This is a genomic window from Synechococcus sp. CS-197, assembly GCF_025128215.1.
In the GTDB taxonomy this organism is placed as follows: Bacteria; Cyanobacteriota; Cyanobacteriia; order PCC-6307; family Cyanobiaceae; genus Synechococcus_C.
In genome coordinates, this window is sequence record NZ_JAHLZC010000009.1 from 1 (window position 1) to 13,836 (window position 13,836).

Here is a 13,836-nt window from a genome sequence, read left to right on the forward strand (position 1 = left end):
CATCGTGCTGGCTGCAGCCAGCACGATGCACTCCGGATCCGCCATCCGGCCGGTGCCGACGCGGTCACAGGCCAGCAGTCCAGCCTGCGGAGCCAGAGGCAGCACCCGGGGATCGTCGTGGAGCCTGCTCCAATTGCGCTGAACGGCCGGGTGTTGCCACATGGCCGTGTTCATGGCGCTTGCGGCCAGAACCGGGCACTCGCAGGCCAACAGAAGGCTGGCCAGCAGTCCCTGGCCATCACCGTGCACCCATCGCGCCAGAGAGCTTGCGCTGAGGGGCGCCACAATCAGCAGGTCTGCCCATTCCGCGAGCTCGATGTGCAGAGGCCGTGGGCGAGAGGGATCCCATTGGTCAGCGTCCTGAAGGCAGGGATTGCGACTGAGACACGCCAGTGCGACAGGACTCACCAGTTGAGAACCGCTGCTGGTGACCACACAGCGGACCTGCGCCCCCTCCTTGATCAGCGCGCTGACCAACAGTGGAGTCTTCACAGCCGCAATGCTTCCGCAGGCCGCAACAATCACCCGCTGTCCTTGCAGCAGCCCGGCCATGGATCAGTCCTCGTCGAAGGGTTCCTGATCGATCAGGTGGACGTACGGGCGCGTGAGCTCGGGGCGATGGATCGCGAGAGCACGCAACAAGTGCCAGTCGCTCAGACCCGCAAACGGGGTGGGGTAGTCGTCGTCTTCCAGGCGTCGGGCCAGGGAAGCCACCGACGCTTCATCGAAGGAAGCCAGACGCTCCGGCGTAATCGGCATGCAGAGCGTGGACGCTCGCTTCATTGTGCCTGGCCTCTTGCACAAAACACAGACGCTAGGTTTCAGGCACGGGGGGTTAGCTCAGTTGGTAGAGCGCTGCGATCGCACCGCAGAGGTCAGGGGTTCGAATCCCCTATCCTCCATTCGTAGTCATCGCTGAGGACATGGATTGGACGGCCGAAGCCGAACAAGCGCTTCGCGAAGTTCCTTTCTTTGTTCGTCCAGCTGTGCGTCGCAAAATTGAGGCGCTAGCAACAGAACTCAGCCGAAATCTGATCGACGAGGCCTTCTACCAAGAGGCACGCGCCAAATTTTCACGCCGCTCGTCATGACCACGTTTGGCATCACCCGCAGAAGCTGGCGACCGCTTCTGCTGACGCTGCTGGGATGCGCTGTGATGGCGTCGATTCCTGTGCGGCCATCAGCCTTACTCACCTACGTCTTGATCCTCATGGCCGGCGGTCTGGCACGCCGCTGACCCAGGCCCATTGATCGGCAGCTGCGGGCCATGAGGTAAAAGAGAAGCTGAAAGGCCCTTGGTTGATGTCTCAGTCAAAACGAGAACAGGTTGTGAGTCACCTGCGCTACATCCGCCAAGAACTGCGGGAGATGCACCAAGGTGTCATGGAAGACGGCCTTCTCCCGGAGGCAGGCGAAGTGCGTGGCGTGATGGCACAGATGGAAGCCCTGCTCGAACTTCTCGAGGGCAAGAGCTCTCGCAAGGCCAAGGCTGAATCCGACTGATTTCAAACAGCCACTTGCCAAGTGGTGAAGTTCAAGCTTTCCTTCGCCAGTCCCCATCATCCGGCCCGGGCTGAGCCTGGGCTTTTTTCTTAGAAGTCCAAGATGTAGCGCCTGATAAAGGCAAAAACACCACAAATGGTGTATACAAAGGTCGGCAGGGTCTGGGTCGGGTGATGGGGATCACCGGTGCACCTCCCTGCCTCTTCCCTGAGCGGCTGCCCTCATGACCGCCCGTCTTCAGTCGACCAGGCTTCAACGCAGTCTTGGTGAAGCTTCAACCCGCCTCGATCATTGGGCGACCAATCCATGGCGCCGCATCTCCCTGCTCCTGATCGCGCTAACGGGAAGCTTCATGTTGGGGAATGGAATCGCCGCAATCTCCGGATCCCTGAATTTGATGGATCCCCTGGCAGCGATGCTGAGTGTGGGCGTGCTGGAAGTGATGGTGCGCGTGAGGCGTCACTGGGCCCGGGATCATCAGACGCATCTGGGCCGACAGCTTCTCGACATGGTTCGGATCGGCCTTCTTTACGGCCTTCTGCTCGAGGGATTCAAGCTGCTCTGACGCCCTGATTGGCACCGACCTGATTGGCGCCGCAGCGCACGGACAAAACCACGTTCAATCCATACCCTACGGATAGATCTGCTGAAGTTCTGGCCATGGCTGGTGAGCGTTTCTATCTCGAGCTGGAGCCCCCTGAAGAACGCCTACGCCACGCTCCTCACGTGGTGATCGTTGGCGGCGGCTTCGCCGGCGTCAGAGCCTGCAAAGCCCTGGCCAATGCCGACGTTCGAATCAGCCTGATCGACAAACGCAACTTCAATCTGTTTCAGCCGCTCCTGTATCAGGTGGCCACCGGCTTGGTGTCCCGAGGGGATGTGGCCACACCCCTGCGGCAGCTTGTGGGACGGCAGCGCAATGTGCAGGTGCTGCTGGGTGAAGTGACCCAGATCAACCCTGAAGGCAAGCAGATCGTTTTCAACGGCAAGGGCTACGGCTACGACTATCTCGTTCTGGCCACCGGTTCAGGCAGCACGTTCTTCGGCCATGAAAACTGGCGCACCTTTGCGCCACCGATGAAGATCCTCGAACACGCTGAAGAGATCCGCCGGCGCCTGTTGATGGCGATGGAGCAGGCGGAGCAGACCCCTGACCCGGAAGCGCGTCGCTTCCTGCAAACCGTTGTGATCGTGGGCGGCGGCCCCACGGGCTGCGAAATGGCAGGAGCCACCTCAGAACTGATGCGCAATGCCATGCGCCGTGAGTTCCGCCAGCTCAATCCGGCTGATACGAGAATCGTTCTGGTGGATCCCGGCGACCGTGTGCTGCGGGCGATGCCGGAAGCGCTGTCTCAAGCAGCCCAGGAAACCCTTGAGGCCCTCGGCGTGGAAATGCTCTTCAAGGGTCGGGTGCAGACGATGCAGCCCGGCGAAGTGACCGTGGGCACTCCCGATGGAGACCAACGACTTCAGGCCGCCACCGTGATCTGGACAGCTGGTGTACGCCCCTCCCATCTTGGCAAAAAGCTGGCCGACGCCATCGGCTGCGAAACCGACCGGAGCGGACGGGTGATCGTGGAACCGGACTTCTCGGTGCAAGGCCACCCGGAAATCCGTGTGGTGGGCGATCTCTGCTCGTACAAGCACACCAAAGACGGCAACCCCCTGCCGGGGATGGCGGGTCCCGCCACCCAGGCCGGCGGTTTCGTTGGCAAAGACATTGCCGCCATGGTGGGCGGACAATCGCGTCCAACATTCAGCTGGTTTGACTTCGGCAGCATGGCCGTGCTCGACCGGGTTGACGCGGTAGCCGATCTGCGTGGTTTCAAGTTCAAGGGTGGCATCGGTTGGCTGCTCTGGGCTGCCGCCCACCTCGCCTTCATGCCCGATCGGGAAAACCGCTACACCCTGCTGATCAAATGGATCTTTGCAGTGGTGTCGCAGTCGAGAGCATCGATGCTGCTCACGGGGATGCCCAGTCAACACATGGGACTGGATGCCCCAGATGCTGCATTCCCAATGCAGCCTGGCTCTGGCCCCTCGATCGCCGAACCCGGAGCTGCCCTACGGGCCGCGATGGATTACTACTCCAACCAGGTGTCCGGGCTCCCCACTCAGAGCGAAAGCGGAGACTCCGCAGCCGCCATTAAATAAAGCAGTGCCATCCGGATCGGGATGCCATTGCGCACCTGATCCTCCACACGATTGGCGCTCAGATCATCGAGAAGGGCACCGCTCATCTCCACACCCCGGTTCACCGGGCCAGGGTGGAGCACAGGAATGGGAACCTGGCAGACCTGCAGTCGCTCATGGCTGAGCCCAAAGTCGCGGTGATAGCGATCCAAGCTGGTGAGCATGTGCTGACGCATGCGCTCCTTCTGCAAACGCAGGGTCATCACCGCATCGGCTCCGGCCAGCGCATCATCAAGATTGCGCACCACGGTCAATGCGCCCCGATCAGCAACGGGGTCTGAGGCTTGTCCAGGCGGCGGCTGGGCTACGAACTGCGCAAAGGCCTCAGGAACAAGGCTTGGCGGACCGCAGAGAATCACATCCGCGCCACAGGCGGTGAGGGCCCAGAGATTGGAGCGCGCCACTCTGGAGTGGAGAACATCGCCCACGATCACAATGCGGCGTCCGCGCAGGGCTTCCGGCAACGGGTGACTGGGGTTGAAATGCTGCGCCAGGGTGTAGAGATCGAGCAGCCCCTGGCTTGGATGGCTGTGCAAGCCATCGCCGCCATTGAGCACCACGGTGCGCTCACCCGTGCGTTCGAGGGCTTCAGCCAACTGCCTGGGCACGCCTGTGCAGCGGTGGCGCACCACCAGCACATCGGCGCCCATGGCCACATAGGTGCGAGCTGTATCGAGCAGGGACTCTCCCTTGCTGAGCGAACTGCTGGAGGGCGAGAAGCTGGAGACGTCGGCAGACAAGCGCTTGGCTGCCAGCTCAAAGCTGCTGCGGGTGCGGGTGCTTGGTTCAAAGAAGAGTGTGGCTACCAGCCGCCCCTGGAGCGCCGGCAGCCGACGCGCGCCGGTGACGGGCATCGCGCTGAAGCGATGGGCCAGCTCCAGAACAGCCGCGTAATCCTCCCTGGAGAAGGTGGAGAGATCGAGGATGTGGCGGTGGGTCCACGCGCTCAACTGGGCGTCCGCTCACTCTGCTGAAGCTTAGTGGGAGGAGATCCATTCGCCCAGGCAGCATTGGGGTGGTAAGCGGCTTGCAGCAGTGGCTTGCGATCTCCCTTGGCCCGTTTGCTCACACTGCGGCTGGCTTGGAGGTACCAGCGCCACGGCCACTCCTGCGCTCGGGCAATCCCGATGCGGGTGGTGGTGACCAGCGCCAGATCCTGAAGCTCCGAAGGGCGCGGAGCGATCCAGAGATCCTGCCCGGAGCAGGCGGAACAACCATCCATCTGCCGGTCGATCCCGAAGCGACGGGCCAGCAGCCCAGGTCCCGCTGCCACGCGCTCAGGCTCACCCGGCAGCGCCACGGCCCTGAGCAACACACCATTGGCCCAGTCCGCCCGATCGGTGACCACATTCACGCAGTGGTGAATGCCGTAGCTCACATACACATAAAAACGCCCAGGCTCCCCGAAGAGCGTCTCGTTTTGAGGGCTCCTGCGCCGATAGCCGTGGCAGGCAGGCTCCTCCTGGGAATACGCCTCGGTTTCCACAATCACGCCCCAGAGCAAGCTGTCGCCCTCTTGGCGTTTCACCAGCAGGCAACCAATCAAGTCGGGGGCGACCAGCTCGGCGGGGCGGCAGAAGAAGGCTGGGAGGAGGGCTGGGAAATCCTTAGCGATGGGAAGGGTATTTATGGATACAACCAGTGCTTAAACCTAGAACCGACATCCCATTCTGATCATGACTTTGCGCTTCCGAATACTTGCCAAAACCGCCAGCTACTGCTAACCAACATTTAAAGTCAATACTTTTTCAACCATGTCGGCAGAGCAATTCAAAAATTTTCTAGATGCCGTCGCAACTAATTCAGAACTTCAAGGAAAACTCAAGGCAGCCGCCAATCCCGATGCCGTTGTGGCAATTGCCAAAGCAGCGGGCTTTACGATCTCAGCTGATGACATCACGCAAGCCCACTCAGTTGCTGAGGATGAACTCTCCGACGACGAAATGATGAATGCTGCTGGTGGCTTCGCAAAAGTCAATCTACCAGGCCCTACGAATTTGGCAGTGAACGGTGGCATAGCACCGCCCAGCAATGAACAAGTCAAAGCATTTAAACAGTTTATCAACAGCATTGGTTAAAATTAATTAATAGCTATCACGGTATCGAATCCCGGCGTTTAATCCAAATTCCAAAATACCCGCAATAAAGATTTACCATTTTATTTAGCTTGTGCAATCATTTCCTTAGCTCAAAAGCTTAATAGCTCGTTCAGATTCGCCACCCCCATGCAATTGGCTCGTCTAGATCTCATGATAATTGCAACTCCTCATAATTCCTTAAACGCGTTAACGACCCCCGATCGAATTGTTTCCAAACTTCTGGAGTGGTGACAGGGAAGCAGACTGCCGCCAGGCTGCATTTCGATCTCCATGCTCGCAGCGATGAACGCCTCAATCCAGGCACGCCGCGACTTTGTCTTTCTGGCTCTTGCAGGGCTGTTCCTCGGCACCCTGGGGATGCTCAACATCCTTGGCCTCACCCGCTTCCTGGAACTGGGGCACATCGGGTCGTGGCCGATCGTGGTGGCCGTTGGCGCCCTTCCCTATCCGATCACGTTTCTGTGCACGGATCTGATCAGTGAGTTGTGGGGTGAGAAGCGAGCCAGCCAGGTGGTGTGGGTCGGCCTCCTTCTCAACGGCTGGGTCGTGCTGATCCTCTGGTTGGGCGGCTTGCTCCCCGGCGTGGAGGGGGCTCCAGACTCCACATTTTTCGAAATCCAGAGACTGGCCTTCGGCTCCGTCTTGGCCTCCATGGCGGCCTACCTCACCGCCCAGTTCGTGGACGTCCGTCTCTTTCACTTCTGGAAACAGTTCAGCGGCGGGCGGGCTCTCTGGTTGCGCAACAACGGTTCAACCCTGGTGAGCCAGCTGGTGGACACCAGCGCTGTGGTGCTGATCAGCCACTACGCCTCCGGCGTCCTCCCCGTTCGCCCCGGCGAACCTGTGGCACCGCAGCTGCTGTCATTCATCGCCAGTGGTTACCTCTTCAAGGCCATGGCCGCAGTGATCGACACCATGCCTTTCATCTGGCTCACCAGCTGGCTGCGCCAGTGGTTGGCCGTGCCTCGCACGGGCAGCGAAATCGGCGGAAGTGACGATCCGATCATGCAAGGCGTGACATCGAGCGCATCCTTGCCAGGCTTGAACAAGTGGACCTAATTCAGATGGACGCCGCCCTCTCCGGATTCAACCTGGGCACAGTTCTGCTCTTCGGCAGTGGACTGTTCGTGCTGACCACCCTCTTCTTTGGCACCCGAGGCGGTTACTACAACACCGACAAGTACGACGGCAACGGCACCGCCCACTGAGCGCCAGGATCTCTGTCAGTCGTGAAACGGCCATGACCTCTTCGCTCCCGGGCCCGGTGGACCACACCGATGCCATTCGTTTAGCCCTGCAGAGCTGGCCGGACGTGGACCGGTACCTGCAGAGCTGCAAAGGGGTGATCATTCCTCTGGGTTCCACCGAGCAGCACGGACCGACCGGTGCCATCGGCACCGATGCCCTCACCGCTGAAGCCGTGGCCCTGGAACTGGGACGACGCAGCGGTGTGCTGGTCACGCCGGTGCAGGCTTTCGGCATGGCCGAGCACCACCTCGGCTTTGCCGGCACCATGAGCCTTCAGCCCGCCACCCTGCTGGCCGTGTTGCATGACATGGTGCTCTCCCTGGCCACCCATGGATTCGAGCGCATCTTTGTGGTGAACGGCCATGGGGGCAACATGGCCACCACCAGGGCCGCCTTCGCCCAGGCCTATGGCACCGCTGCCAGCCGCGGCCTCGAGGTGGCACCCCGTCTGCGCTGCAAGCTGTCCAACTGGTTCATGGCCGGCCCAGTGATGCGGCGGGCCCGCGAGCTTTACGGCGACCGTGAAGGCCAGCACGCCACCCCCAGCGAAATCGCCGTCACCCTGCATCTGCACAACAGCCTCATCGCCAAACAGCGGGCGCTGCCGGAGGCGGCCCCCTGCGGATCCATTCATGGGCCAGCCGATTTCCGCCGCCGCTATCCCGACGGGCGCATGGGCTCCGATCCCTATCTGGCCAAACCGGAACATGGCCTGGAGCTGTTGAACACGGCCGCGGAGGCGTTGCGCGAGGATCTCAGCACTTTCCTCACTGCCGCATGAGCAACATCACGGCCGACGACGTGCGCAAGGTGGCCCACCTGGCCCGGCTCGATCTCCCTGAGGACACCATCGCCACCTACACCGGTCAACTGGAGCGGATCCTGGATTACGTCGACCAGCTTCAGGCCGTTGACACCGAAGGCGTGCCGGCAACCACCCGCGCCGTTGAGGTTGTCAATGTCACCCGTGAGGACAAGGTGGAAGCAACCGAAGTGAGGGAAGATCTGCTGGAGCAGGCTCCCCTGCGGGAGGGAGATTTCTTCCGAGTGCCGAAGATCCTGGCCGAATGAGTCAGGGTGAGTGAGGCCGCCGTGGCTGGGTTTTGATGGCACTGCGGTCGACGAAACCCAACCAACTGCGCTGCAGGGCGCGGCCAGGAATGAAGCGGGCGGCGCGGCGCATCTTGCCCTTGCGGTGCTTATGACTGCGCACGCCCACGAGGATGTCGTAGAGGAAATTGGCCCCATCCGCTCGGGTTTCAAAAATGCCAAGCCGTTGCGGTGATCCCTTGGCATCGAGAAGGGGTTTGGTGGCCTCGTAAGCGGGCTTGTACTCAAACCAGGGCACCGATGGCCAGAGATGGTGCACCAGGTGATAGTTCTGACCCATGATCAGCCAATTCATCAGCCTGCCTGGATAGATCCGGGCATTGGTCCAGCGATTTCTGGAGGTGAAGGGACGGTGGGGCAGGTAGTCGAAGAAGAGCCCGAGGGTGACTCCCACCATCAGAGCCGGCGCGAACCAGCAATTGAAGATGAAAGGAAGAAAATCAAAGGTGACTGCAGCGGCGATGATCGTGAAGAACACAGCCCGCTCCAATCCCCACTGCATCAACTCCCAGCGCTTCCAGAGCTTGCGCTGAAAGAAAAAGACCTCGTGATAAAAAAATCGCGGAGCGATCAGCCACAGCGGGCCGAAGGTGCTCACGATGTGGTCGGGATCATTCTTTGGATCGTTGACATGGGCGTGGTGCTCAAGGTGTACCCGGGTGAAAACCGGAAAACTGAAACCCAGCAACAACGCCGACCCATGCCCCATCAATTGATTCACCCAGGGCACGGGATGGGCCGATTTGTGGCAGGCATCGTGAACAACGGTTCCCTCCAGATGCAGCGCCAGAAACCCAGTGATCAGCAGCACCGGCAACGGCCAACCAGCAGCAAACCAGCCCCAGATGGTGAGCGCAGCGAAGGCATAGCCACCCAGGAACAGACCCACCGTGGGGTTCCAGGCAGCCGGAGGGTCAACGAACTGTTTGGGAACAGATCGCCAACGCACCTCCGCAGCCGGCATTTCAGGTTGTGCGAAAGCCTGGGTCATTCAGCGAAAGCGCGTCAGCCGACTGCTAAGAGCCACCAAATTAGAGAAACGGATGCCCACCGGGGGACTTGAACCCCCACGACCGAAGCCACTGGTACCTAAAACCAGCGCGTCTACCAATTCCGCCAGATGGGCAAGGTGGCAACTTTAGGCAGCAGCCCAGAATGGGTTGATCCATGGAGCCCGCGATGCTGGCCACCCTTGCTGGAGATCTCTGTCTGGTGTTGGGCCTGGCGGTGCTGCTGCTTCCGCTTCTGGTCACGGAACTGAGCCGACCCCGCGATGGAGTTTGGGGTGCGGTGGTTTTGCTGCTTGGGCTGGTGCTGGTGACCAGCAGCGACCGCCTCCGGGGTGCACCGATGTTGGCGGTGGTTTGCGCAGGGCTGCTGATCAGCCGCCTCGGCAGCGAAGTGGCTCAGTCCCGCTGGCAGCAGCTGAGCCCCGAAGAACAACAGCGCTTGAAATCCACTGAGCGCTGGTCCACCAGCCTCCAGCAGCTCTCTGCCACCCTCAACGCGCTGCTGAGCAACACCGGCCAGGCCCTGGGAAGCCTGAAACCCAAAGCGCCAGCGGCTGACCGCCCTGAAGGCAGCAGCCGCACGGGCAAGCGCTGGGTCAGGCCCGAACCGCAAGCCGCTGACGCCCAAGACGCCAAAGCTGAAGCGGCGAAAAGCGAAGCAGTGAGCGAGGCCGTGAGCGAAGCAGTGAACGCTGAAGCACCAGAACAAGAAGCCCCGGAACCGACAGCGCCTGACCAAGAAGCCGCAACCCCACCCAGCGAAGACGGATAATTCCGGTTGCAGCTGCCCCAACGTGAGCAAGGAGACCCGCGACGCCGCCGAGGGACGTCCCTCCTACAAGGACACGCTCAACCTGCTGCAAACAGGCTTTGGCATGCGCGCCAACGCGGTGAAGCGGGAGCCGGAGCTGCAGGCCTTCTGGCGCGACAACGGCATCGATGGGCAACTGGGGCTCAACAACAGCGGGCCCACCTTCACGCTTCACGACGGGCCTCCCTACGCCAACGGTGCCTTGCACATGGGCCATGCCCTGAACAAGGTGCTCAAGGATGTGATCAACAAATATCAAGTGCTGCAGGGCCGCAGGGTGCGCTACGTGCCTGGCTGGGACTGCCACGGTCTGCCGATCGAACTCAAGGTGCTGCAGTCGATGGATCAGGAACAGCGCCAAGCGCTGACACCGATCAAGCTGCGCAAGAAAGCCGCTGCTTACGCCCGCAAGCAGGTGGATGGCCAGATGAAGGGCTTCCAGCGCTGGGGCATCTGGGCCGACTGGGACCAGCCCTATCTCACCCTGCAGAAGGAGTACGAAGCCGCCCAGATCAAGGTGTTCGGCGAGATGGTGCTCAAGGGCCACATCTACAGGGGCCTGAAGCCCGTGCACTGGAGCCCCAGTTCCCGCACCGCCCTGGCCGAAGCCGAGCTGGAATACCCCGACGGCCACACCAGCCCCAGCGTGTATGTGGCCTTTCCGGCGGTGGAGGTTCCCGTCCCCCTGCGGGAGACCCTGCAGAGCCATGGCGTCGAGCTGCCCGCTGATGCGGCCGCCCTTGGCCAGGCCCTGCAAGTGGCGATCTGGACCACCACCCCCTGGACGCTTCCCGCCAACCTGGCGGTGTCCGTCAACGAACGGCTCGACTACGCCTTGGTCGACGATGGCAACGGCCGGTTGCTGGTGGTGGCTGCCGAACTGATCGAGTCGCTCAGCAAAACCCTCGAGCGTCCCCTCCAGCAGCGCGCCACGGTGAAAGGTGCCCTGCTTGCTGGGCTCGTCTATCGGCACCCGCTGCTGGATCGCACCAGCCCCGTAGTGATCGGCGGCGACTACATCACCACCGAATCCGGCACAGGCCTTGTGCACACCGCCCCGGGGCATGGCGTCGACGACTTTCATACCGGCCAGAAGCACGGCCTGCCCGTGCTGTGCCCCGTGGACGAAGCCGGCACCCTCACCGCAGAGGCAGGTCCTTTCGCAGGCCTGAACGTGCTCAAGGACGCCAATCCAGGGATCATCGAGGCCCTCGAGCAAGCCGGAGCACTGCTCAAGCAGGAGGCCTACAGCCACCGCTACCCCTACGACTGGCGCACCAAGAAACCCACCATCTTCCGCGCCACGGAACAGTGGTTCGCGTCGGTGGAGGGCTTCCGCCAGGACGCCCTCGACGCCATCGACCAGGTGCAGTGGACCCCAGCCTCAGGTCGCAACCGCATCGAAGCGATGGTGAAGGAGCGGGGGGACTGGTGCATCTCCCGCCAACGCACCTGGGGAGTGCCGATCCCCGTGTTTTATCACCGCAGCAACGGCGAGGTGCTGCTCAACGCCGACACCCTGAGCCATATCGAGACGTTGATCGCCGCCCACGGCGGCGACGTGTGGTGGGAGAAAGACGAAGCAGATCTGCTGCCACCCGCCTACGCCGACCAGGCCGATCAATGGCGCAAGGGCACCGACACCATGGATGTGTGGTTCGACTCCGGATCCAGCTGGGCTGCCGTGTCAAGCCAGCGAGAGTCGCTCAGCTACCCCGCCGACCTCTACCTCGAGGGATCCGATCAGCACCGCGGCTGGTTCCAGAGCTCGTTGCTCACCTCCGTGGCCGTCAACGGCCATGCCCCCTACAAACGCGTTCTCACCCATGGGTTCGCCCTCGACGAGAAGGGGCGAAAGATGAGCAAATCCCTCGGCAATGTGGTCGACCCGATGGTGATCATCGAGGGAGGCAAAAACCAGAAGCAGGAGCCGGCCTACGGCGCTGATGTGCTGCGGCTCTGGGTGAGCTCGGTGGACTACTCCACCGATGTGCCCATCGGCGCCGGAATTCTGCGCCAGCTCGCTGACGTTTACCGGAAAGTGCGCAACACCAGCCGCTACCTGCTCGGCAATCTGCACGACTTCAATCCCGCCACCGATGCCATCGCGGTGGAGGACCTGCCCCTGCTGGACCGCTGGATGCTGCAGCGCACGGCTGAAGTGATGGATGAGATCACGGAAGCCTTCGAGAGCTACGAGTTTTTCCGCTTCTTCCAGCTGCTGCAGAACTTCTGCGTCACCGACCTCTCCAACTTCTACCTCGACATCGCCAAAGACCGGCTGTACGTGAGCGCCCCGGCCGACCGGCGCCGGCGTAGCTGTCAGACCGTGATGGCCTTGATCATCGAACGCCTGGCCGGCTTGATTGCGCCTGTGCTCTGCCACATGGCCGAAGACATCTGGCAAAACCTCCCCTACCCGGTGGAGGAGACCTCGGTCTTCCAACGCGGTTGGCCAACCGCTCCGGACCGTTGGCGCGACGCGTCCTTGAACGAACCGATGCAGCAACTGCGCGAACTGCGGACATCAGTGAACAAAGTGCTGGAAGACTGCCGCAGCCGTGGGGAGCTGGGCGCATCGCTAGAAGCAGCGGTTCGCCTTGAGGCCCACAATCCAAGCCTGCAATCGGCTCTGCAGTGGCTCAACGACCAGGGCCATGCCGAGGTGGATGGGCTGCGTGACTGGCTGCTGGTGTCCCAGTTGCAGATTGGCGGTGAGCCCTGGGCGGAACTGCTCGCCAACCATGACGACGACGTCGCGCTCATTGAAGTGGCCCGGGCTCGCGGCAGCAAATGCGAGCGCTGCTGGCATTACGAGAGTGATGTGGGCCAGCATGCCGACCACCCCCATCTCTGCGGCCGCTGCGTCAGCGTTCTGGGGAGGCTTTGACCCAGTGCTCGTCGCTCAGCAGAGCGCCAGGCTGCATCGGACCTGCCAAAACAATCTCATTGGCTGGTGATAACGGACCTCGCAGCACTTCAACCTGATCCAGCAGCGTGCCCTCGGGCAGAACAGAGGCGTCTGGATCAAACGCGGTGGGGTGGGTTGTGCTGCTGCTGAAGCCTCGAAAAATCAAGAGTTCGAAAGGCTCCGCATCGACCCGTCCCCGCAAGCGCACCACACGGTCGGAATGTTGGCGGGTGCGCTCCTCGAGCGCGTGAACCAGATCATCGTCAACCGGCATCAGAATTCACCGGCCACGCGCCCTTGGCGCGGGAGGCGCACCAGCAGCCACTGCAACAGACCCACCGCATAGGCCACAAGAGCCACATAGCCGATGAAGGCGGCAACGGCTTCCGTCCACTGGCCGCCGAATACAAAATCAAACAGACGTTCGGCAACCCGGTGCAGTCCCTGGGGCGCTTCCAGCCAGATCTTGCACTCGGCAGCCTCCAGCGCGCGGGCACAGCCCAGCGCCGATCCCGACATCCCCACGGCAAACACCGCAAACACCGTGAGGGACCAGCGCCAGATGCGCACGGTCATCGGCAGAGCCCGGCCCGGGGGACTATCGGCCAGTTCCTCGTTGAGATCCACCCAGAACCACACCGATCCAGCCATCAGCAGGGGGGCCAGCAAGGCCGTGACGTAACCAATCGGCCTCTGATCGGTGAGCAACAGCACGCTGATCGCCAGCAGGCTGGCCACCTTCCAGTAAATGCTCAGCAGACGCACGAGGGCCGGATCACGGCGCACTCCAGCCCAGATCAGCAGGATCAAGGGAAGACCGAGAGCAATCGTGGCGCCCAGGCGGTAGGTCAGCCACACCAGGGTTCGGGTCGTGAGATCAGGCACCAGCCAGGCACATCAGCACGTCATTATCAGTGCCATCCATCAAGACCACAGGATTGGTAAGGTCCA

19 protein-coding genes and 2 tRNA genes are annotated in these 13,836 nt (G+C 61.7%); 13 read left to right on the plus strand and 8 right to left on the minus strand.

Annotated features, from left to right (window positions below; translation table 11 throughout):
* On the minus strand, nt 1-552 hold a 552-nt coding region (locus KQ296_RS02320; protein ID WP_311133851.1), incomplete at its 3' end, for a flavoprotein.
* Between the two features lie 3 nt (nt 553-555).
* A complete protein-coding gene (locus KQ296_RS02325) occupies nt 556-759 on the minus strand; it encodes a DUF2555 domain-containing protein (RefSeq protein ID WP_011932275.1) in 204 nt (67 codons plus the stop codon).
* 70 nt (nt 760-829) lie between these two features.
* Here KQ296_RS02325 and KQ296_RS02330 point away from each other — a divergent pair.
* From KQ296_RS02330 to KQ296_RS02355, 6 genes are all read left to right on the plus strand, one after another.
* Nucleotides 830-902, plus strand: a tRNA-Ala gene (locus tag KQ296_RS02330).
* Nucleotides 903-923: 21 nt separating this feature from the next.
* Complete coding sequence (locus KQ296_RS02335) at nt 924-1,091, plus strand: PCP reductase family protein (RefSeq protein ID WP_011932274.1); 168 nt, start codon at nt 924-926, stop codon at nt 1,089-1,091.
* A complete protein-coding gene (locus KQ296_RS02340) occupies nt 1,088-1,237 on the plus strand; it encodes a hypothetical protein (protein WP_011932273.1) in 150 nt (49 codons plus the stop codon). Before KQ296_RS02335 ends, KQ296_RS02340 begins: the two co-directional genes overlap by 4 nt.
* A 65-nt stretch (nt 1,238-1,302) precedes the next feature.
* Nucleotides 1,303-1,503, plus strand: coding sequence for a hypothetical protein (locus KQ296_RS02345; RefSeq protein WP_006042295.1), 201 nt, complete (start codon nt 1,303-1,305; stop codon nt 1,501-1,503).
* 223 nt (nt 1,504-1,726) lie between these two features.
* Complete coding sequence (locus KQ296_RS02350) at nt 1,727-2,068, plus strand: DUF565 domain-containing protein (RefSeq protein ID WP_011932272.1); 342 nt, start codon at nt 1,727-1,729, stop codon at nt 2,066-2,068.
* A 95-nt stretch (nt 2,069-2,163) separates the two neighbouring features.
* Nucleotides 2,164-3,657, plus strand: coding sequence for an NAD(P)/FAD-dependent oxidoreductase (locus KQ296_RS02355; protein ID WP_011932271.1), 1,494 nt, complete (start codon nt 2,164-2,166; stop codon nt 3,655-3,657).
* On the opposite strand, the gene KQ296_RS02360 is transcribed toward KQ296_RS02355, so the two are convergent.
* Complete coding sequence (locus tag KQ296_RS02360; protein ID WP_011932270.1) at nt 3,618-4,646, minus strand: aspartate carbamoyltransferase catalytic subunit; 1,029 nt, start codon at nt 4,644-4,646, stop codon at nt 3,618-3,620. The two genes, KQ296_RS02355 and KQ296_RS02360, sit on opposite strands and share 40 nt — an antisense overlap.
* Nucleotides 4,643-5,311, minus strand: a complete 669-nt coding sequence (locus KQ296_RS02365; protein WP_050815871.1) for a DNA-3-methyladenine glycosylase — start codon at nt 5,309-5,311, stop codon at nt 4,643-4,645. Before KQ296_RS02365 ends, KQ296_RS02360 begins: the two co-directional genes overlap by 4 nt.
* A 139-nt stretch (nt 5,312-5,450) precedes the next feature.
* On the opposite strand from KQ296_RS02365, the gene KQ296_RS02370 reads away from it, so the two are divergent.
* The 5 genes from KQ296_RS02370 (at nt 5,451) to gatC (ending at nt 8,114) form a co-directional block, all read left to right on the plus strand.
* On the plus strand, nt 5,451-5,774 hold the full coding sequence (locus KQ296_RS02370; RefSeq protein WP_011932268.1) for a Nif11-like leader peptide family natural product precursor: 324 nt from the start codon (nt 5,451-5,453) through the stop codon (nt 5,772-5,774).
* A gap of 303 nt (nt 5,775-6,077) precedes the next feature.
* Complete coding sequence (locus tag KQ296_RS02375) at nt 6,078-6,854, plus strand: queuosine precursor transporter (RefSeq protein WP_259726324.1); 777 nt, start codon at nt 6,078-6,080, stop codon at nt 6,852-6,854.
* Between the two features lie 5 nt (nt 6,855-6,859).
* Nucleotides 6,860-7,003 (plus strand): hypothetical protein, encoded by a 144-nt coding sequence (locus KQ296_RS02380; protein WP_011932266.1) that lies wholly within the window; start codon nt 6,860-6,862, stop codon nt 7,001-7,003.
* Between the two features lie 32 nt (nt 7,004-7,035).
* On the plus strand, nt 7,036-7,824 hold the full coding sequence (locus KQ296_RS02385) for a creatininase family protein (protein ID WP_011932265.1): 789 nt from the start codon (nt 7,036-7,038) through the stop codon (nt 7,822-7,824).
* The gene (gene gatC / locus KQ296_RS02390; RefSeq protein WP_011932264.1) at nt 7,821-8,114 is read left to right on the plus strand and encodes an Asp-tRNA(Asn)/Glu-tRNA(Gln) amidotransferase subunit GatC; all 294 of its coding nucleotides are present in this window, start codon (nt 7,821-7,823) and stop codon (nt 8,112-8,114) included. The genes KQ296_RS02385 and gatC overlap by 4 nt, the downstream gene beginning before the upstream one ends.
* Nucleotide 8,115: 1 nt before the next feature.
* Here the strand turns inward: gatC and crtR are convergent, their stop codons facing one another.
* Complete coding sequence (gene crtR, locus KQ296_RS02395; protein ID WP_041428338.1) at nt 8,116-9,144, minus strand: beta-carotene hydroxylase; 1,029 nt, start codon at nt 9,142-9,144, stop codon at nt 8,116-8,118.
* Between the two features lie 53 nt (nt 9,145-9,197).
* Nucleotides 9,198-9,279: transfer RNA gene (locus tag KQ296_RS02400), tRNA-Leu, on the minus strand.
* Between the two features lie 53 nt (nt 9,280-9,332).
* Here KQ296_RS02400 and KQ296_RS02405 point away from each other — a divergent pair.
* Nucleotides 9,333-9,935, plus strand: coding sequence for a Ycf66 family protein (locus KQ296_RS02405; RefSeq protein WP_041428746.1), 603 nt, complete (start codon nt 9,333-9,335; stop codon nt 9,933-9,935).
* 22 nt (nt 9,936-9,957) lie between these two features.
* The gene (gene ileS, locus KQ296_RS02410) at nt 9,958-12,864 is read left to right on the plus strand and encodes an isoleucine--tRNA ligase (protein ID WP_011932261.1); all 2,907 of its coding nucleotides are present in this window, start codon (nt 9,958-9,960) and stop codon (nt 12,862-12,864) included.
* On the opposite strand, the gene KQ296_RS02415 is transcribed toward ileS, so the two are convergent.
* Nucleotides 12,842-13,159, minus strand: a complete 318-nt coding sequence (locus KQ296_RS02415; RefSeq protein WP_011932260.1) for a hypothetical protein — start codon at nt 13,157-13,159, stop codon at nt 12,842-12,844. The two genes, ileS and KQ296_RS02415, sit on opposite strands and share 23 nt — an antisense overlap.
* Nucleotides 13,159-13,770, minus strand: coding sequence for a DUF3177 family protein (locus tag KQ296_RS02420; RefSeq protein ID WP_011932259.1), 612 nt, complete (start codon nt 13,768-13,770; stop codon nt 13,159-13,161). Before KQ296_RS02420 ends, KQ296_RS02415 begins: the two co-directional genes overlap by 1 nt.
* Between the last annotated feature and the right edge of the window lie 66 nt (nt 13,771-13,836).